Source organism: Herpetosiphon giganteus, from assembly GCF_016907925.1.
Classification (GTDB): domain Bacteria; phylum Chloroflexota; class Chloroflexia; order Chloroflexales; family Herpetosiphonaceae; genus Herpetosiphon; species Herpetosiphon giganteus.
In genome coordinates this window covers 44,829-64,063 of record NZ_JAFBCZ010000012.1, presented here as the reverse complement: position 1 = coordinate 64,063, position 19,235 = coordinate 44,829, and the positions used below count along the sequence as shown (strand labels likewise).

20 protein-coding genes and 2 tRNA genes are annotated in these 19,235 nt (G+C 52.7%); 18 read left to right on the top strand and 4 right to left on the bottom strand.

Annotated elements, in window-relative coordinates; all coding sequences use genetic code 11:
• Positions 1-250: 250 nt before the first annotated feature.
• Genes JOD20_RS12710 through JOD20_RS12700 form a run of 3 tightly spaced genes read left to right on the top strand, consistent with a single transcriptional unit; the run spans position 251 to position 1,801 of the window.
• On the top strand, positions 251-631 hold the full coding sequence (locus tag JOD20_RS12710) for a VOC family protein (protein WP_204755614.1): 381 nt from the start codon (positions 251-253) through the stop codon (positions 629-631).
• A 9-nt stretch (positions 632-640) separates the two neighbouring features.
• Positions 641-1,273 (top strand): hypothetical protein, encoded by a 633-nt coding sequence (locus JOD20_RS12705; RefSeq protein ID WP_204755613.1) that lies wholly within the window; start codon positions 641-643, stop codon positions 1,271-1,273.
• On the top strand, positions 1,274-1,801 hold the full coding sequence (locus JOD20_RS12700; RefSeq protein WP_204755612.1) for a hypothetical protein: 528 nt from the start codon (positions 1,274-1,276) through the stop codon (positions 1,799-1,801). It abuts the gene before it with no gap.
• Here JOD20_RS12700 and JOD20_RS12695 read toward each other — a convergent pair.
• Positions 1,787-2,521: an SIR2 family NAD-dependent protein deacylase gene (locus tag JOD20_RS12695; RefSeq protein WP_204755611.1), complete on the bottom strand. Its 735-nt coding sequence runs from the start codon at positions 2,519-2,521 to the stop codon at positions 1,787-1,789. The two genes, JOD20_RS12700 and JOD20_RS12695, sit on opposite strands and share 15 nt — an antisense overlap.
• Positions 2,522-2,725: 204 nt before the next feature.
• Here JOD20_RS12695 and JOD20_RS12690 point away from each other — a divergent pair, with 204 nt between their 5' ends.
• Together JOD20_RS12690 and JOD20_RS12685 are read left to right on the top strand one after the other, a co-directional pair.
• Positions 2,726-3,601 (top strand): S1C family serine protease, encoded by an 876-nt coding sequence (locus JOD20_RS12690; protein ID WP_204755610.1) that lies wholly within the window; start codon positions 2,726-2,728, stop codon positions 3,599-3,601.
• A gap of 3 nt (positions 3,602-3,604) precedes the next feature.
• Positions 3,605-4,204: a helix-turn-helix transcriptional regulator gene (locus tag JOD20_RS12685; RefSeq protein ID WP_204755609.1), complete on the top strand. Its 600-nt coding sequence runs from the start codon at positions 3,605-3,607 to the stop codon at positions 4,202-4,204.
• Here JOD20_RS12685 and rsmA read toward each other — a convergent pair.
• Together rsmA and JOD20_RS12675 are read right to left on the bottom strand one after the other, a co-directional pair.
• Complete coding sequence (rsmA, locus tag JOD20_RS12680; RefSeq protein ID WP_204755608.1) at positions 4,194-5,060, bottom strand: 16S rRNA (adenine(1518)-N(6)/adenine(1519)-N(6))-dimethyltransferase RsmA; 867 nt, start codon at positions 5,058-5,060, stop codon at positions 4,194-4,196. The two genes, JOD20_RS12685 and rsmA, sit on opposite strands and share 11 nt — an antisense overlap.
• Positions 5,061-5,564: 504 nt before the next feature.
• A complete protein-coding gene (locus JOD20_RS12675; protein WP_054534659.1) occupies positions 5,565-6,062 on the bottom strand; it encodes a hypothetical protein in 498 nt (165 codons plus the stop codon).
• 197 nt (positions 6,063-6,259) lie between these two features.
• Between JOD20_RS12675 and JOD20_RS12670 the strand changes: the two genes are divergently transcribed.
• The 13 genes from JOD20_RS12670 (at position 6,260) to JOD20_RS12610 (ending at position 17,203) form a co-directional block, all read left to right on the top strand.
• The gene (locus JOD20_RS12670; RefSeq protein ID WP_204755607.1) at positions 6,260-6,601 is read left to right on the top strand and encodes an STAS domain-containing protein; all 342 of its coding nucleotides are present in this window, start codon (positions 6,260-6,262) and stop codon (positions 6,599-6,601) included.
• A gap of 114 nt (positions 6,602-6,715) precedes the next feature.
• Complete coding sequence (locus JOD20_RS12665; protein WP_204755606.1) at positions 6,716-8,692, top strand: glycosyltransferase family 39 protein; 1,977 nt, start codon at positions 6,716-6,718, stop codon at positions 8,690-8,692.
• 188 nt (positions 8,693-8,880) lie between these two features.
• Positions 8,881-8,964 (top strand) — tRNA-Leu (locus JOD20_RS12660).
• A gap of 22 nt (positions 8,965-8,986) precedes the next feature.
• Positions 8,987-9,062, top strand: a tRNA-Gly gene (locus JOD20_RS12655).
• Between the two features lie 95 nt (positions 9,063-9,157).
• Positions 9,158-9,379 carry a hypothetical protein gene (locus JOD20_RS12650; protein WP_204755605.1) on the top strand — a complete coding sequence of 74 codons (222 nt, stop codon included), beginning with the start codon at positions 9,158-9,160 and terminating at the stop codon, positions 9,377-9,379.
• Positions 9,380-9,390: 11 nt separating this feature from the next.
• Complete coding sequence (locus tag JOD20_RS12645; RefSeq protein WP_204755604.1) at positions 9,391-10,569, top strand: competence/damage-inducible protein A; 1,179 nt, start codon at positions 9,391-9,393, stop codon at positions 10,567-10,569.
• 13 nt (positions 10,570-10,582) lie between these two features.
• Positions 10,583-11,341, top strand: a complete 759-nt coding sequence (locus JOD20_RS12640) for a DUF4013 domain-containing protein (RefSeq protein WP_204755603.1) — start codon at positions 10,583-10,585, stop codon at positions 11,339-11,341.
• Positions 11,342-11,368: 27 nt separating this feature from the next.
• The gene (locus JOD20_RS12635) at positions 11,369-12,034 is read left to right on the top strand and encodes a hypothetical protein (RefSeq protein ID WP_204755602.1); all 666 of its coding nucleotides are present in this window, start codon (positions 11,369-11,371) and stop codon (positions 12,032-12,034) included.
• 603 nt (positions 12,035-12,637) lie between these two features.
• Positions 12,638-13,309, top strand: coding sequence for a metal-dependent transcriptional regulator (locus tag JOD20_RS12630; RefSeq protein WP_204755601.1), 672 nt, complete (start codon positions 12,638-12,640; stop codon positions 13,307-13,309).
• Positions 13,310-13,380: 71 nt separating this feature from the next.
• On the top strand, positions 13,381-14,298 hold the full coding sequence (locus JOD20_RS12625; protein ID WP_204755600.1) for a metal ABC transporter solute-binding protein, Zn/Mn family: 918 nt from the start codon (positions 13,381-13,383) through the stop codon (positions 14,296-14,298).
• Positions 14,299-14,420: 122 nt separating this feature from the next.
• Complete coding sequence (locus JOD20_RS12620; RefSeq protein WP_204755599.1) at positions 14,421-15,167, top strand: metal ABC transporter ATP-binding protein; 747 nt, start codon at positions 14,421-14,423, stop codon at positions 15,165-15,167.
• Complete coding sequence (locus JOD20_RS12615; protein WP_204755598.1) at positions 15,164-16,084, top strand: metal ABC transporter permease; 921 nt, start codon at positions 15,164-15,166, stop codon at positions 16,082-16,084. The genes JOD20_RS12620 and JOD20_RS12615 overlap by 4 nt, the downstream gene beginning before the upstream one ends.
• Before the next feature lie 3 nt (positions 16,085-16,087).
• On the top strand, positions 16,088-17,203 hold the full coding sequence (locus JOD20_RS12610) for a metal ABC transporter permease (RefSeq protein WP_204755597.1): 1,116 nt from the start codon (positions 16,088-16,090) through the stop codon (positions 17,201-17,203).
• A gap of 264 nt (positions 17,204-17,467) precedes the next feature.
• Here JOD20_RS12610 and JOD20_RS12605 read toward each other — a convergent pair whose 3' ends face one another.
• Complete coding sequence (locus tag JOD20_RS12605) at positions 17,468-19,084, bottom strand: peptidoglycan DD-metalloendopeptidase family protein (protein WP_204755596.1); 1,617 nt, start codon at positions 19,082-19,084, stop codon at positions 17,468-17,470.
• Positions 19,085-19,235: the final 151 nt, after the last annotated feature.

The window sequence follows — 19,235 nt, the reverse complement described above, 5'->3', positions numbered from 1 at the left end:
TGGTGGTACTAGCATAATGCTATGACCATTGGCAATAATTTAGGCATTATTTTTGCTTAATTCAAAAAATCTATAGCTGTTTTGGCATCAATTTAAAATGCCAACTAGGCTAGAATAATACAGCCAAAGTACTATGCTTGTTGGAGTTGATTAATGCAAAGCCCAATCGATGAGGCGAGACAACGGTTGGCAAACCAAGCTATTTAAGCTGTATAATAGCACATGTGTTTGTATTTACAGGAGGAAGCCAATGTTTGATATGATTGGGATAGTGGTTGCCGACATGGACAAGGCCTTGAATTTTTATCGCTTGTTTGATTTGGACTTGCCAAGCGATTCTGGTGGCGAAAATCATGTTGAAACAACCTTGCCCAACGGCATGCGTTTGGCCTGGGATAGCCAAGCCTTGATGAAGCAATTGCAGAGCGATTGGGAAGAACCACGTGGCCATCGCATGAACATGGCGTTCAAATGTGACACCCCTGCAGCAGTTGATGAACTCTATGCTAAGATTTTGGCAGCAGGTTATGCTGGCTCCAAAGAGCCATGGGATGCATTTTGGGGTCAGCGCTATGCAGTTGTCGTTGATCCTGATGGAAATTTAGTTGATTTATTTGCGCCGCTCGATTGAGGAGGCTCGTTGAGTACTGTCATTGAAGAACCGCCGATTGTCGGTTTGTCTCGTTGGTTGAAATTGCTTGATGAATGGGCCACGTTCTACGAAACTGACCCCAAAGCCGAACGCACGCCAAGCCGCGAAGAGCTGAGCGCCTTTGATCGGGCGCAATCACTCTATTTGCTCAAAGAACGGGCGATTCAAACGCTATATCTCAGCCAATCGCCCTCGGTGAGCTTGGGGATTCTTGAAGGCCCAACGCCGAAAACGCGGATTTGGCTATGTGAGAATTGTCGTGCGCAGGCGCGCAAGGCCAATCTTTCGCCCGTGGAATATGCAGAGACAACCGGCGGTTGCGCCAAATGTCAGCGCGAAGGCCTCGAAACCGATTATTATAGTTTGTATGTCTTGAACGTTGATTATGGGGCATTGGGCAATTGGCAATTTCATACGCCAGTGCCAATTGGCCAGAGCTATTTTCCTGCGCCGCGTTCGGAAGCAGCGCCAGTGGTTGGCCGTCGTCCGGTTGATCGCCAAGGCAGAATGACCCGCTTAGGCCAGCCAATCAGCGCGGCCAATCGCCGCCAATACCCTGAGCACACGGTGGTTTGGCATGTGTGGAATGGCATAAAAATGCTCAAAGCGGAGATTAACTAAATGCGCAAAATGATTTGGTTGGGATTAATCTTCTTGCTGGCAAGTTGTGGCCCAGAGATCGCCACGCCCCAAGCACCGTATCAGGTGCTCGAGGTGTTGGAAACTGTCGATAGCCAGCACGCTCAGGTTGAATTGCGCTTAGAGCGTGATAGTGCCAACCAAATCATTTTGGCGGCAACCTACCAACCCAAAGAACCTCATTTACACTTGTATTCCAAAGATTTGCCGCGCAACGGGGTTGATGGCATGGGGCGGCCAACCTTGCTTGAGCTAACTCAAGCAGGCCAATTGCGCTCGGTCGGGCCAATTGTCGCCGATGCAATTGCCGCGCCAGACCCAACCTTGCAAACTAGCAAGCCGTTGTTAATTTATCCAGCGGGGCCAGTAACCTTGCGCATGCCCGTTGAGCTTGATCCTCAACAGCCTGATCAGCAAATTTTGCTGAGTTTTATGCTCTGTAGCAGCAAAGGTTACTGCACCTCGGCGGTTGAACAATTGCCAGTCACGATTCAGCTAGGCAACTCCTAGCAAGGTCGGCAGTAGCTCCTCGGCGCGGCCAATCTGCTGTTCTTCAAACGCCGAATCGGCTTCGGAATGCGGCTCTAAGTTGACCAACATTGTGCGAGCGCCCAGCATTTGCGCTGTGCGCGCAAAGGCTGCGGCAGGAAAAACCGTGCCCGATGTGCCAACCGCCAAAAAGAAATCACATTCACGCAGGCTGCGTTTGGCGTGAGCTTCGGCCCAAGTCGGAATCGCTTCCTCAAACAGCACAATATCTGGGCGCAATGGATTGCCACAGGTTGGGCAGGTTGGCAGCGTTTCGGTATGCGCGCGCTGATCGACAAAGCTTGGCTGCTCACACTCATCGTCGCTGCAACGGCTTTGGCGCAAACTGCCATGAAACTCGACCAAATTGCGTGTGCCAGCCAGTTGATGCAGGCCATCGATATTTTGGGTGATCAGCGTAAAGCGTTGATGCTTGCTCAGCGATTGTTCAAAACGGGCCAAGGCCCGATGGGCAGCATTGGGCTGGGTGGTTTGGAGTTGTTTGCGTAATGGCCCAAAAGCTTGCCAAACCAACTGGGGAGATTGCTCCAAGGCTGTGCGTGTGGCGCAGCGCTCAATATCCCATTCGTTCCAAATCCCATTTGGGCCGCGAAACGGTCGCACCCCTGAGGCAACCGAAATTCCCGCCCCTGTCAATACGACGATATTTCGGTAGCGTCGTAGATCAAGCGATAACACCATAATTCTTCTTCCGCAATGAAGTTGGCACCAGCAGGGTGCAGCTTGAAATGCTAGCTATCCTCACGACAGCTTCATAACTATTGTACCGCGTTCTGGCCCAAGCAACTAGTCGTTTGGCTAGGTCGCAACCTCACTAATCGGCTGATCTCAAGGCCGCAGCGCATGGCTATACTGCTCAGCAGGTACTCAATTTTAGGAGGCTGTATGAGTTTACAGGAATTTTCGAGCGAACTGGCCGATGCAGTTGAACATGCTGGCGCAGGGATTGTGACGATCTACGCCCGCCGTCGCCAAAGTGCCAGCGGCATCGTTTGGCAAGCAGATTTGGTACTGACCGCCGATCATGTCATCCAACGCGATGAGCATATCAAAGTGGTTGGGCCAGATGGCGCTGAATATCAAGCCCATGTGGTTGGGCGCGACCCAAGCAGCGATGTAGCCTTGTTGCGCGTGCCAAACGCCAATTTCACCCCCGCAGCGTTGGCCAAAACCGAGCCACGGGTTGGTCAATTGGCCTTGGCAGTTGGCCGCCCAAGCAGCGTGCAAGCCAGCTTTGGCATTATTAACGCAATTGGCGGCCCAGTTCCAACCCGCCGTGGCACCTTGGCCCAATATTTACGCACCGATGCCACGCCATACCCAGGCTTCTCTGGTGGCGGCTTGGTCAATGTTCAAGGCGAAATTGTTGGCTTGTTTACCTCGGGCTTTGCTGGCGGCGAACCAATTGCGATTCCGGTGGCAGTGCTGACCAGCGTGGCCGATACCTTGCTCAATCATGGTCGAGTCCGCCGTGGCTTTATCGGAATTGCCAGCCAAACCGTCAATTTGCCCGAAAACCAACGCGCAGGCCGCAATCAAGCCACTGGCTTGCTGGTAGTGAGCGTCGAAGCCGATAGCCCAGCGCATCAAGCAGGCTTGTTGGTTGGCGATATTTTGGTTGGCTTAGATGGTCATGAGCTTGGCGAGCCACGCGATTTGCAAATGCTCTTGGCAAGCGATCGGGCTGGCAAGACTGTGGCGCTTGATGTGCTGCGCGCTGGCCAATTGCAAAACCTCGACATCACCATTGGAGCGAAATAGCCATTGAGCGAATCAGCATTAAAACTCATGTTGATTGGTGGCACAACGCTGACCCGCGCGGGTATGCGCAGCGTGTTGGCCGAGTACGAGGCGGAAATTGTAGCGGCAGCGCCGAACATCGAATCATTGCTCGACCATTTGGGAAACGTCGATGTCGTGATTTTGCTTGATGATCAAGCCTTGCCCTTGCTTTTGCACCACACCACCGATCAGCCTGCGATCTTGCTGATTAGTCAAGAATTACCACACCCCACGCCGCAGCAACGGGCATGGGGTGTGGTAACAACTGATGCTTATCCGCAGGAAATTTGGGCTAGTTTGCAGGCCTTGCAGCTTGGGTTGTGTGTGCTATCGCCCACAATTTTGGCCCAAATTCATACCCCACCCCAACCAGAACCCTTGGATAATGTGCTCAGCGAGCGTGAGCATGAAGTGCTACAACTCTTGGCTGAGGGCCTGACCAACCGCCAAATTGCTCAGCGCTTGGTGATTAGCGAGCACACGGTCAAATTCCATGTTTCAGCCTTGCTCAGCAAATTGGATGTGGCTTCGCGCACCGAAGCAATTCGGGTTGGCGCGCAACGTGGCTTAATTATTTGGTAGCCATGCCTAGGGTATCAGTTAATGTTGCCCATTGCTCCAAGGTCAACACCTCGGCCCGTAGATTTGGGTCAATCCCAGCTGTAGTAATTGCCGCCAACACTTGCTCTTTGTTATAGCCTTGACCAGCCAACCCACCAGCCAACGAATTGATCAGCTTTTTGCGGGCTTGACTAAACCCAGCCCGAATGACCTTGAACAAGGCTTTGGGATTCGTCGGTACAGCGTTGGTTGGGCGGCGGCGCATCAACACTAGCGCCGAATCGACCGCTGGCGACGGCAAGAACGAAGCGGCTGGCACGCGGGCCACAATTTCAGCAGTTGCATACAGTTGCACGCTATGCGCCAAAATACTCAAATCGCCTGGTTTAGCGGTAATCCGATCAGCAACTTCCCACTGCATCAGCACCATCATCAAGCTTGGCGGGCTATCGCCTTCGAGAAAATGGCGCAACAAGGGCGAGGTAATCGCATACGGAATATTAGCCACCAGTTTATAGGGCGTGTCGGCGGGCAAGCCAGCAGCAGCCAACATCGCACTGGGAGCCAATTCCAGCACATCGCTTTCGACAATAGTCAGCGGACGGTCGGCAAACTCGGTGCGTAAACGACCAGCCAAACGCGTATCAAGCTCAACGCTAATTACCTGGCCTGCTGCATTCAGCAACTCCCAGGTGAGCACGCCCAAGCCTGGGCCAACCTCAATCACCACATCATTGGCATTCACATCGGCATGCTCCAAGGCCAATTTCAACGGCGTTGGATCAACCAAAAAATTCTGGCCCATGCTTTTGCTTGGGCGCACCCCAATGCTATTTAACGCGCCGCGCACCCGCGACGGATCGGTATATGGATTCATTGTTGCTCCTTAAGTAGACTAGTAGTATACCTGTTTCTTTCGTTTCTACGATTGAGGGGCCAGGGTTCAGCTGTCGGGGGCAAGGGAACAGGGAGCCGAGCAACGAAACCGCGAAGAACGCGAAGATCGCGAAGGTTAAGTTTTTAGCCACGAATTCCACGAATTGCACAAAGAGAATTTTAACGCAGAGGCGCAGAGAAAATATGGCTATAGGCTATTGGCTATGGGCTATCGGGGGAAAAACAACCCAGAAACATTCCACAACATAAATATTAGGGGGTGCTGGGGGATGAAAACCCCCGGCGTTTCCCTCCGGCGGAGGGACGGAAGGGTGGCGAAACGATTGCTTGGGCATCAGAACCGTATTTTTAGCCACGAATTCCACGAATTCCACGAAAAAATCTTCCGATAGCCCATAGCCTATAGCCCTGCTTCCCAAGCTAAAAAACAAAAACACCAGCCTGCAAAGCAGAGCCAGTGTTTAATTGTTGCCAACAGAGCGAATTATTTGCGTTTCTTGGAGCGGCGTGCGTCACGACGACCAGTGGTTGCAATTGGCTTGGGGAGGCGTGGTGCAGCGGGTTCGCTTGCAACACCATCAGCGCCAGCCTTGACATTGCTACTGGCAGCAGCAGCGCGGCTCTTAGCATAATTGGATTTAACTTTGCCGGTTTGGGCAACCAAAGCTGGCAAGGTTGAACGGGCATACTGCCAAGAATACAGCCCGAAACCAATCAATGCGACAAATAAAACATAGCCCCACAAGCGCCACTCAACTACGTCGATCTTCAGCCAACGCGCCAGAAACTGCACGATCCCAATCCCGGCGATGATCAGCAGGCCGTTGCTGGTGCGCTTGCGAAACGCCAAACGCGACGGGTTTTTTGGTGGCAGCGAGCGTAGCCAGAAAATGGCACCCACTAAAACCGCAATCCAAACAACCAACAAACCTGCTACCCACGAAGGGAAAAGAATCGGGGGATCGTTTTGTGTAAAGTACACCGAGCAGCCTCCTGCGAAGAAGTGAAGTTGCATTAAGCGCTACGCATTATAAAGCCCGCTCAAAAAAGCGTCAATGTGCCTTTAACAAGCCCAAAAACGCAATTTGGCCAGAATCCTCTGTGATTGACCCGCGCTTCAGTGTATAATGACGCTTGTTTCCTGCTGTCTTTTGAACGACAACTATAGGGAGATTTCGTATGGCTGAACTCATCCAAGAAACCAATGGTAAGGTCTTGATCGTGCGCTTGCCTGCGCGCATGGACGCTGCCGCAGTCCGTGAGCTTGAAGAACCGTTTGCTAAAACGATTGCCGATCACAATGGGCCTGTCTTGGTCGATGTGAGCAAAGTTGATTTTGCCGCAAGCTTGGCCTTGCGCATGCTCATGATGAATTTGAAAGATCAGCAAAGTCGTGGCCAAAATTTGATGCTATTTGGCTTGCAAGTCCAAATTGCTGAGGTTTTTCGCAAAACCCGCTTCGATACGTTGTTTACAATCGCTGATGACGAAGCAAGCGGCATCGAGCAACTGAGCGCTTAACGGCGTGCTTCGCAGCAATCAATTAAGCACTAAGCTAGCTGGCTTGGTGCTTTTTGCTATTCAAGCCCAAAGCTCCATTGCCATTCATATTTGTTAAAGATTATAGAGCACGCTATGCACAAGCAATCAGCCCGATTAATCAGTTTTGGCCTTTTGATCGTTGCCCTTGGCTTACGCTTTTTCCGCCTAAGCAGCCAAAGTTTGTGGCTCGACGAGGGCGGTACCTGGAGCGAAGCTACCGGTCGTTCGTGGCCCAGCTTATTCGGCGATCTGTTAAGCCCACGCCAGAGCTACCCGCTCTATCACTTGCTGATCAAGGCGTGGGTGAGCATCTTTGGCGATAGTGAATTGGCGCTGCGTGCGCCTTCAGCGATTGCTGGAGCGTTGGCGGCCGGGCTGCTCTATCACTTTGCGGCGCGCTTGAGCACGCCCACGGTCGCATGGGTTGCGGCTGGGTTGCTGGCAATTAATCCTTTTGGGCTGTGGCAAAGCCAAGATGCCAAAGTCTATAGCATGTTGATGGCGGCGGTGCTGTGGTCGAATTTGCGCTTGCTCGATCTGCTCGATCAGCTCAATAAACGAAATATTTGGCTGTGGTTGGCCAGCGTGATGCTGTGTCTCAGTTTGCATCGCTTGGCGTTATTGCAGGTGTTGGGGCAAGTTTTGGTTTTGGCGCTGCATTTCAGGCAAACCGCTTGGCAAAAGTGGTTCTGGCTTGGCTTTGGCTTGCTAAGCCTTGGCTTTGTGGTTGGCATTCGTTTTGGGCTGCGCCAAGATCCAAATGCGCCACCGATTGGTCGCACAATTGGCGTGCTGCAAGCAGCATGGCTGTTGCTAGGTCGGCTCAGTTTTGATCGCTCAAGCAGCGATTTGGCTTGGCGCTTGTTGCCTGTGGGCTTGGCACTCGCCAGCGGCTTATGGCTGACATGGCGGCATCCACGGCGAAACATCATCTTAGGCTTGTGGCTCTTGCCAGTGCTGCTCTTTTTGGCAGTGCTTGGGGCAGGATCGCCGCTCTACGAGCCACGTTACCTCAGTTTTAGCTTGCCGTTATTTTGCTTGATGTTGGCGCTTGGCTTGGCCGGAATCGCCCAACAACGCTGGCTCAACACGGCGAGCCTCGGGTCAATCGTTGGCTTAAGTGCGTGGTTGGTCTTTCAACAGCCCTATGGCATTTGGAGCGGCAACGCCGTCAAGGAAGATTATCGCGGGGCGCTGCAAAGTTTGGCCGAACATGTTGCCCCTGATGATGTGATTATCGTGCAGCCGCCGTATATTGCCACTTTGTATAACTATTATGCCAGCCGCGTTACGCCCGATGCCTTGCCTGCGGCCCGTGGCTTTGGCCGCATCGGGGCAATTGGCTACGATCAAGGCGAGTTTGATAATGATTATGCGGCGCTGTTGGCTGGCAAACGCCGTGGTTGGCTGCTGATTGCCCCTGAAAATGCCAAAGCAATCGATCCGCCTAACCCGCAATATCCCCAAGATGATATGGGCAAGGTTGGAATTAATTTTCTGACTGCTGATTTAAACGACAAATGGCGTTGCACCGATCTACCGTATTGGGAATTTAATGCGCTACGGATTTTGTGCCAAAGCTTTCCCCGCCCAATGCAAGTGGAGAATTTGGCCTTAGTTGGCACATGGCCAATTCCTGCTTCGGCCACAGCCACGTGGAATAACAGCTTCCAACTCGAAGGCTATCAATTGCAGGCGTGGCCTGCTGGCTATCAGGCGGGCGGCACGTTGCCGGTGCAATTGGCGTGGCGCACCAACAGCGCTTTAGCCAACGATTATCGCTTGTTCATTCATTTGGTGCCAGCCTTGGGCGCGCCAGTTGCCGCCCAAGTCGATACCATGCCCTTGAATGGCGGGCTGCCCACCAGTCGCTGGCAAGCCAACCAAGCAATTCATGATCAAGTTGTAGTGCCCTTGCCCAAAACCATGGCCAAAGGCCACTATTTAGTGGTGCTTGGCTGGTATGATCCGACGATTACTGAGACTGAGGCTCAGCGTTTGCCCGTAACTGCCAGCACTGCCCAGCATGGAGCCAATTACATCGAATTAGGCACAGTTGAGATTAAGTAGAATTCCCTCACCCCCCAGCCCCCTCTCCCACTAGACGCGGGCGAGGGGGAGCACCTGTTTTTACCAAGGATTTTTGCAAGAACCACGGCATTAAAGCCCCTCTCCCATCGGATGGGAGAGGGGTTGGGGTGAGGGAATTCCTCGCATTTGCAATTTCTCAACAGCTATGCTATACTCTCCCTCGCTACGGGGACGTGGCGGAATTGGCAGACGCGCTTGCCTTAGGAGCAAGTGTCCTAGACGTGAGAGTTCGAGTCTCTCCGTCCCCACCAACCACATCCTCACAACTAAATCGCGGGAATAGCTCAGTTGGTAGAGCATCTCCTTGCCAAGGAGAAGGTCGCGAGTTCGAGTCTCGTTTCCCGCTCCACACAGTCAGCGCCTTCGGGCGCTGCATTGTTTTAAGCCTCATTCCACCGTATAATAACCCCAGAATTTGCTCTGCCTAGTGTGAGGAAACCGCTCATGAAATTCGTTTTCGGCCTAATTGTTGGCGTTGGTGCTGGCTTGGCAGCCTCATTTGTGCTGGCCAACCGCGATGAAGAAGAAGGCGCGTTGGGTTCGCTGCAAGTCAACGTCAAAAGTGCCATTGCATCGGCCAAAGCCGCCGTGGTTCAACGGGAAAAAGAGCTTTGGACTGAATTCCACGAACGTGTGCCAGCCCCTGATCAAACGACGATTGCCTAGCGAGTAGCACAATGCAAGCTGAATTAATTGCCATCGGCACCGAATTGACCCTCGGCACAACCGTCGATACCAATAGCGCTTGGTTGGCGCGAACGCTCGCTACCGTGGGCGTTGAGGTGCAACGAGTTACTTTGGTCGCCGACGACATTGGCGCAATCACTGAGGTTATCGCGGCGGCATGGCAACGCAGCCCGTTGGTGCTGTGCACTGGTGGGCTTGGCCCAACCGCCGACGATCTAACCCGCGAAGCCGTTGCCCAAGCTACCAAACGCCCCTTGGAGTTTCACCAAGAGCTGTTTGATGGCATCGAAGCGCGTTTTCGTTCGTTTGGCCGCACAATGAGCGAGAGCAATCGCCAACAAGCCTTTGTGCCAATGGGGGCGCGGCCTGTGCCCAATGCTCGTGGCACTGCACCATCATTTATCATCGATGAAGGCGCACGCGCGTTGATGGTTTTTCCTGGCGTACCCAGCGAGATGAAGTTTCTGGTTGAAACTGAATTATTGCCGTTCTTGCGCAACGAGCGTGGCCTAAAATCGGTTTTGTTGGTGCGTTCGATCTGGCTCAGTGGTACAAGCGAAGCTGAAGCTGGCGAGCTTATCGCCGATCTGATGCAAGCAGCCTATCCAACGGTTGGCATTTCGGCCAAAGCCGCCCAATACGAGGTACGAATTTCGGCTCACGGCGAAGATCCGGCCCAAGTTGAGGCCGATATTGAAGCCTGCGCTGCCGAAGTTTCTCGCCGCCTTGAGCGCTTTTTGATGGATCGCGATGGTTTGGCAGCGCACGTATTGCGCCGGTTGCAACAACAATCAGCTAGTTTGGCAATTTATGAAGGCTTGCGCGGCGCACCAATCTACAATGGGCTGCGTTCGGCCAAGCCCGATTTGGCCCAAGCTTTGCGCGGCGTAACCATCCACCCGCTCGATCAAGCAGTTGATCGCGAAGCAGCAGAATCGTTGGCAATTGCTGGAGCCAACACGGTGCGCAACAATTGGCAGGCCAGCTATGGCATTGCAGCAGTGCCAGCCCAAATTGGGGCCGACGGCTTTACTGATGTGTGCATTGTGTTGGTGGGCAAAGATTTGCAACGCAGCTTTACCCGGCGGGTTGAGTTGAAAAGCGACGATGCTTTAGGCTTTATCACCACTGCGGCGCTTGATCTGATTCGCCGTAGCTTAGAAGCCTAGCGAAGGAGGGCCAGTGGCAGCCGAAGAACAATTTCAGCCCTTGCGAGCCTTGCAAACTGCTCTGCGTACTGTTTGGAGCGACCGCTTATGGTTGCCCAAGGTTGCGATTGGAGGGTTGCTTGGCTCAACCATCATTGGGGTTATTTGGCCGCAAGGGTTGGTCATTGAGCACCTCGATAATAGTTCGCGGGGCTATCGGCTGCCGCTGCCTGCATGGCGACAATTCGGCGATAAAGCGGTGATGGGTTTGTTGGCAACGGTGATGGATTTTGTTTATTTCGTATTTCCGCAACTGGTTGCCGCGGTGTTTTTGTTTTGTGCGATTGTGCCATTTATCGTTGGCGATAATAATACGATTGCCACCAGCCTTACCTTCATCATTCTTGGCACACTGTTTGGTGTAAGCTTCTTAGGCAGTTTTTCGCCAGTCAGCAAGCTCTTTTTTGCTCGCGATGGCGCGGTGGAAAAAGCCCTCGGTCGGGCAAGCCTGCGCCGAGCGCTTGGCAATAATGGGCGTTGGCTTTACCTCCAAGCCCGCTTGGTTACTTTGCCACTCTATCTGCCAGCGCTGGGAGCTGGGTGGTGGTTCTGGCAACTTACGCATATTCCGGCAGTGGCGGTTTGGTGGCTCTTGGCAGCCTTGTGGCTGTTGATGAGCTGTTTATTTTGGGCTTGGCTGGTTGTGGCCCAAGTCTATTTTGAGGCCGACCAAATTGTGGCAGATCGAGAGATTGAGCAGCGTTTAGCTGAACGTAAACGGGCTATCAGCTAGCAAACTTCCATCACCTAGGTGGTTGTTATGGAACGAGCACGGATTTTACGCTGGCGCTTAGAGCAGCAGATCGAACGGATTCGCCAAACCGAAAGCGATTTGCAAAGCCGCGCCACCGCTCGCCTTGTGCGCCCACTGATTGAGCTACATTTACCCCAATTCATGCAAGCACTGGGAGCTACCCAGCTTGAGCATTGCACGGAAATTCCCCATGCGAAAATTCAGGCCGATCGCTATTCGGTAATTGTGCCAATCATCGTGCGCGACCACCTGACCAGCAAAGTTTTTCAGCTGCTACCATTAATCGGCACGTTTGTGCTGACAATTCATGGCACTACACTTGAGTTTCGGCTGGTTTGCAAGGCGGTGCGCTATCGCAATCGCTTTGTTGGCGATGCCAAAACTGGCGAGTGGTTGGCTCCAGGCGAATATGTTGAAGAGCATCGCTTAGCGCTAGTTGAGGTTGATTTGGCAACTCCTGAGCTGGCAGTCAAGCAGCTTTTTGATCAAGCCATGCGCTTAATTCCCCAAATTCTGCAATGGACAAGCCGCGCAGCCAAGGCTCAGCAACGTTATCGCTGGTATCAAGTTGGTCGTGGCGTGGCCTTTAATCTGGCCTTGCTAGGCTATATTCTGGCCTTGCTGTTCATTTTAATCGGCAGCTTGCTGACTATGGGCAGTGGGTTTCCTTAGGCAGAACATAGAACATAGAGCATAGAACATAACGTCAGGCTATTGGCTATTAGCTTTTGGCTTTTGGCTATGGGAAACATAATCTAATCAATCTGTGTAATCTGTGGCAAAAAATACATCTTCGTGCAATTCGTGCAATTCGTGGCGAAAACTCAACGCAGAGGCGCAGAGGGCGTAAGTATGAATTATGAGGGAGGATGAATGAACGCAAAAGCCAAAAGCCTATATGTATTGATACATTGGATTGGCAATCATGTTCCCTCACCCTCCAGCCCCTCTCCCACGAAAACGCGGGCGAGGGGGAGCACCCGTTTTCACCGCGCAGTTCAGCAGAACCACAGGATTAAAGCCCCTCGCCCGCCACGTGGGAGAGGGGTTGGGGTGAGGGGATCAGGCGGTGGTTAACGCAATGCACCATTACAGCTATGGGCTATGAGAAACATAATCTAATCAATCTGTGCCAATCTGTGGCTAAAAAATACATCTTCGTGGCCCTTCGTGTCCTTCGTGGATCAAAAAAAACTTCGTCGATAAGCTGCTTGACATTTAACCACAATAAACTTTATACTTAGGTAGTACCTAAATGAAAGGATTAGTGAACTTATGCGAATTACGGCAGGCGTGCAAGATTATGTCAAAGCAATTTATACCCTTCAACAAGAGGAAGCGCCTGTCTCCAACGGTCGGCTGGCTAGTTATTTTGGCTTTAGTGCGCCCACCATCACCGAGATGCTCAAAAAACTCGAAAGTTTGGAATTGGTCGATTATCAAGCGCGTTCTGGCGTGCGCCTAACTGAAATCGGCGAGAAAATTGCGCTTGAAATGATTCGCCATCATCGGTTGCTTGAACTCTATTTGGTACAAGCGCTGGGGATGTCGTGGGATGAAGTGCACGACGAGGCCGAAGTGTTGGAGCATGTGCTTTCGGAAGCGCTCGAAGAACGGATTGCCGAATATTTGGGCCATCCCCAATTTGACCCGCATGGTTCGCCAATTCCCGCCCGCGATGGCAGCATTCCGCAGCGCGATTCTTGCTCGCTAACCTTATTGGAGCTTAACCAAATTGCCCGCATCGTCGAAGTTGAAGATCGCGATGCAGCGCGCTTGCGCTATTTGGCAGACCTTGGATTAACGCCCAACAGCATTGTGATGATTGTGGCTCGCGCCCCGTTTGACGGCCCCTTAACCTTGAACGTTGGCGATCAGCAAACCCAACAGGTGCTCGACTCGCGCTTAGCAACCAGAATTCAAGTTCAAATAGAGCGTTCAATTTAGCGCTCTTTTTTTAGCTAAGCCTTTTAGGCATGCCTAAATAGTTTTTTGTCTTATTAAAATGAGGTAGTTGTATGCGACGAAAACAGCTTTTGATAATCTTGCTATTGTTGCTGGTAAGTTGCGGCCCGAGCAGTTTTGCCCAACAAACTACGCCAAATCCACCGATCAAAGTGGCGGCAACGGTTGGCATGATCGCCGATGTGATTAAACATGTTGGCGGCGAGCATGTCGAGGTGCTTGGCTTGATGGGGCCTGGCGTTGACCCGCATCTCTACAAGCCAAGCGTTGGCGATGTACGGATTCTCGATGATGCTGAGATGGTGTTTTATGGTGGCTTGGAGCTTGAAGGACGCATGACCGATATGCTCGAAAAGCTCAATCGCCAAAAGCCCACGATTGCCGTCACCAGCAAGCTTGATCCTAGTCGCTTGCATTCAACCGGCAACGATTCCTACGACCCACATATTTGGTTTGATGTGCTGTTGTGGCGCGATACGATTGGCGTGATTGCCGAAACCTTGGCAAGCTATGATCCAGCTCATGCCGCCGATTACGAACGCAACGCCGCTGCCTATGCCCAAGAACTCACCACGCTTGATCAAGAGATTCGCGATTTGATCACCACCGTGCCAGCTTCAAGCCGCGTGCTGATTACCGCCCACGATGCTTTTGGCTACTTTGGCTCGGCCTATGGCTTTGAAGTGCGGGGCTTGCAAGGCTTGAGCACAGCCAGCGAAGCAGGCGCAGGCGATGTTCAGGGTTTGGCCGAATTTATTCAAACTCGCCAAATCAAAGCCATCTTTGTTGAATCCAGCGTGCCGCAAACTACGATTAATGCAGTGCAGAAGGCTGTGCAATCGCGCGGCTGGAATGTGGCAATCGGCGGCGAATTATTCTCCGATGCCATGGGCAATGCTGGCACTGAAGAAGGCACCTACATCGGCATGGTGCGCCATAACATCACAACCATTGTTAATGCGTTGAAGTAGTTACGAGGGAGCAGGATTCAGGGATCAGGGTTCAGTCGGAAATAGAGAAGAAAAGATGAAATAGCTATTAATCCTGACCCCTGATCCCTAATCACTGACCCCTCATACAGGAGCCAAACCATATGAATACAGATGCAAAACCGCTGGCAATTCACGACCTGACTGTGGCGTATCAAGATAAACCGGTGTTGTGGGATATTGATTTGAGTGTGCCAAGTGGTGTGTTGGCGGCGATTGTTGGGCCAAACGGTGCTGGTAAATCGACCCTGATTAAAGCGACACTTGGCTTGATGCCAATTGCTGCTGGAACTATCCAGATGTTTGGCCAGACCTATGCCAAAGCCCGCCAAATGGTTGGCTACGTGCCGCAACGCTCCAGCGTCGATTGGGATTTTCCAACCAATGCCTTAGATGTGGTCTTGATGGGAACCTACGGCCAACTTGGCTGGATCAAGCGGCCAAGCAAGGCCGACCGCGAATGGGCCTTGCACTGTTTGGAGCAAGTCGCCATGGCCGATTTTGCCCAACGCCAAATCAGCCAACTCAGTGGCGGCCAGCAACAACGGGTCTTTTTGGCGCGGGCCTTGGCCCAACGTGCCCAGCTGTATCTGATGGACGAGCCATTTGTGGGCGTTGATGCAGTGACCGAACGGGCCATCATTAGCCTGTTGCAACAACTGCGCTCCGATGGCAAAACCGTCATCTGCGTGCACCACGACCTTGATTCAGCGCCAGAATATTTTGATTGGGTAGCCTTGCTGAATGTGCGCATGATCGCCGCAGGCCCCATGAAAACCACTTGGACACCAGAGAACATCAGCCAAACCTATGGCGGGCGAACCCAAAACCTAATTCGAGGTGCAGCATGAGCCTATTCGATCTATTCAGCGATTACACCTTGCGCAACGTGGCCTTGGGCGCGATGGTGCTGGGAATTGTCAGTGGCATTTTGGGCTGTTTTGCGGTGCTCCGTCGTCAAGGCTTGCTGGGCGATGCGCTTTCGCACGCGGCTTTGCCAGGCATTGCCATCGCCTACTTGTTGACTGGCTCCAAAGCGCCGATTGTGCTTTTGTTGGGGGCGGGCATTGCCGGTTGGGTCGGCACGCTGACCATTAATCGAATTGTGCGCGACACTAGAATTAGCGAAGATAGCGCCTTGGGGATTGTGCTGAGCGTCTTTTTTGGCGTAGGGATTTTGCTACTGACCTATATTGCCAAGCGCAACGATGCCAACCAAGCTGGGCTTGATCGCTTTTTGTTTGGCCAAGCGGCAACCTTGGTTGCAACCGATGTGCTGACGATGAGCATTTTGGGTGGTTTGGCACTGGGCTGTTTGGTGTTGCTATATAAAGAATTTAAGTTGTTGGCGTTTGATCCGGCCTTTGCTGCCAGCCTTGGCTTTGCGCCCAACCGCTTGGGCATTTTGCTCACCAGCTTAATTGTGGTGGCGATTGTGATTGGCTTGCAAACCGTCGGCGTGGTGTTGATGGCGGCAATGTTGGTTGGGCCAGCGGTTGCAGCCCGCCAATGGACGCATCGATTAAGCGTGATGTTGCTGCTTTCGGGCGTGTTTGGGGCAGCCGCAGGGATTGCCGGAACCATGCTGAGCCTTGGGCAACAGCACGTACCAACTGGGCCGATGATCATTCTCAGCCTAACCGCAATTGTGGCAATTTCATTGTTGTTTGCGCCAGCTCGGGGCTTGGTTTGGGCCAAATTGCGCCAAAGTCATGCTCTCAATCATGAGCCGCGCAATCGCGAAGCCCAGCCAGTCAAAGGAGAATAAGCCATGAGTAGCACGTTTGCAATTATTCTGACCGGAATTTTGGTGGCGGCTGCCTGTGCCTCGCTTGGCTGTTTCCTGATTCTGCGGCGCATGGCGATGTTGGCCGATGCGATTAGCCATGCGATTTTGCCAGGCTTGGTAGCGGGCTATTTCATCGCCCAAGGGCCAAGTTTGTTGGCGGGCTTTTTTGGCGCAGCGCTAGCCGGATTGATCACTGTGGGCTTGGTAGAATTGCTCAAAAATACCCAACGCGTCGGCGGCGAATCGGCAATTGGGATTGTGTTTCCAGCCATGTTTGCCTTGGGAACCTTCCTCGTCTCGAAATATTATGCCGATGTGCACCTCGATGCCGATGCAGTGCTCTATGGCAACATCGAATTTGTGGGCTTTGATCATTGGTATCTTGGCGAAACCGATCTAGGGCCACAATCGCTGTGGATTATGGGTGGCTTATGTCTGATCAACTTCATCTTTATTACAGTGTTTTATAAAGAATTGAAGCTGGCGACCTTTGATGCAGGCTTGGCAGCGACCCTTGGCTTTTCGCCAATCCTGATTCACTATGGCCTGATGGCGGTGGTTTCGATTACCACAGTTGGCGCGTTTACCGCAGTTGGGGCAATTTTGGTGGTGGCCTTGATGATTGTGCCTGCGGCCACTGCCTATTTGCTGACCGACCGTTTGCCATGGATGATTGGCTTGGCGATTGGCGCTGGAGCAATCGCGGCAGTGCTTGGCTTTGGCTTAGCTTTTATGCTCAATGGTTCGGTTGCAGGCGCAATTGCCACCATCACAGGGGTAGAATTTGGCTTGGCCTTGTTGTTTAGCCCCAAACAAGGCTTGGTTGCCCGTGCTCGGCGTTTGGCTCGCCAACGGATTCAGTTCGCAGCCGATACGCTACTAGTGCATTTGTTGCAGCACGAAGGCAGCCCCGAAGCAGCCAACGAAAGCACAATTAGCCATTTGCAAAGCGAACTGCAATGGAACAATAAGTTTGCTCAGCGGGTGCTTGATTTGGCTCAGCGGCGCAGTTTGGTGCGTTGCCAAGGCCAACAACTTGAGTTGACGACCAGCGGACGCGAACGCAGCCAGCAAGTTTTGCAACTAGGTCGAGCGTAGCTTGAAGCTACGTTCCCTCATCCCAACCCCTCTCCCGTGGCGCGGGCGAGGGGCTTTTACAAGGGTAGGATTAAGATCCCCTCACCCCAACCCCTCTCCCATCGAATGGGCGAGGGGCTTTTACATCTTGGTTTTCCCCCAATTCCTTGGTGAACCACGGATGCTCCCCCTCGCCCGCGTTCAGTGGGCGAGGGGGCTGGGGGGTGAGGGAATAAAAAAGCGCCAATGCAAGTTGCACTGGCGCTGCTTCAAAGCTCGTTCGATTTATGGCAGATACTTCAGCGGATTAACCGCCGTACCATCGATTTTGATCGTGAAGTGCAAGTGAACGCCAGTTGAATAGCCACCGCCAGCCCGATCATAGGTGCTGCCCATATAGCCAATCAACTGTCCGGCCTCGACTTCTTGACCTTCGGAAACCACCGGATTCGACATCATATGGCCGTATTCGGTGACCATTCCGGAGCCGTGGCTAATTTTGACACAATAGCCGTAGCCACTACACCAGCCAGCTTCGATGACCGTACCACGCCGGGCTGCCGAAATTGGCGTGCCTTTGCGGTTGGCAATGTCGACACCGTTGTGGAAGCGGCCAACGCTAAAGTTGCGATAACCAAAGCCCGAGGTTAGGTCGCCATAGCTTGGCCAAACCCAGACTGGTGGCGGTGGTGGTGGCGGTGGGAAGTTATCGGTTTCTTCCAAAACCGACCAAACTTCGGCAGGAATGCTCACAACTTCGCGCGCAACCCACGCAACCTCACCATCGGTTTGTAGAATTTTGACCCATTCTTCGTGCTTGGCGATCAGCTGTAAACGCTCGCCAGCATTGACCTTGACGATTTTCTCGTAGGCAGTGCCTGGGCCTTCTCGCAAGTTGGTGCGGTCGGCCAGCACGATGGCAGCTGCTTGCGATTTTTGGTTGATTGAATCGATTGCGCCACGCACGGAGACATTTTGCACGCCTGCCAGTGATGCGCCTGGCACGAAAATCTCGCGGCCAGCAACCAAGGCTTGGCCTTGATCTAAGCCATTGGGTGGGAACGTCATAATCACATCAGCGCCAACACTGTAGCGTTCGGCAATATCGGTAATCGTTTCGCCTTCGCTGACGGTGTGGGGAACGCCTGAAACCCGCGGAATCCGCAGCGTTTCGCCAATCGCAACTGGGCCAGTTAAATTATTGGCCGCAATTAACGATTCAGGAGTGATTGTATATTTGCTAGCAATATCGGCGATAGTTTCTTCGTTGGCAACCAAGTGGGTCGCAACAAAGGCAGGGCCACGCTCTGGCGCTGGTTTGATTAAGGCAGGGCCAACATCGACCACAACTTCATGCTCGCCACCACCAACACTTTGGGGCTGGGTTGCAGAAATGGGGATGACGACACGTTGGAAATTACCTGCTTCAACTTCATCGACCAACTGAGCGGCGGCTAAAACTTCGGGAATTGCATGATCTGTCGAATCAGCAGCGGGATTGAGCGGAAAGCCGCGACCCCAAGCCACCACACAGGCAGCCAAAAGAATGACGCTATGGGCGACTAAGCGACGTTGAATTTGTAAGCGCTGACGCACCGATTGGGCGGCAACCTTGAACGAACGCCGTGCTGGTTTTGGTTCGGGAATTGCTAGTGGAGCACGTGTTGATGTGCCAGCGATTTGAGCTAGCGAAGATCGCGCGATCGAAGCTGCGCGTTGTTCTTGCTTGCGTCGTCGTTGGGCTGAGCGGCCAGCTTGATTGAGTGACTCAATCCGGCCTGTATCAGATTTTTGGCGAAATGCGGTAGTGGTGTGGTTAGGAGCTGGTAGCAAAATAACTTCGGCGTTGTTTTGCGTTTGTGCTCGTTGAACACGTCGCCGCGGAGTTCGCTTCTCTGTCATGGAAAGAAGACTCCTCGAATGGTACTTGGTTGCTGATAGCAATCAAGGCTATCTGCATATGCATGATGACATGAATGTGCGTTGCCAAGTCCACGCAGTTATGGCAAGCATAGCTTATGCTTAATACTTTGTCAATTTTTATGCTGCTTGC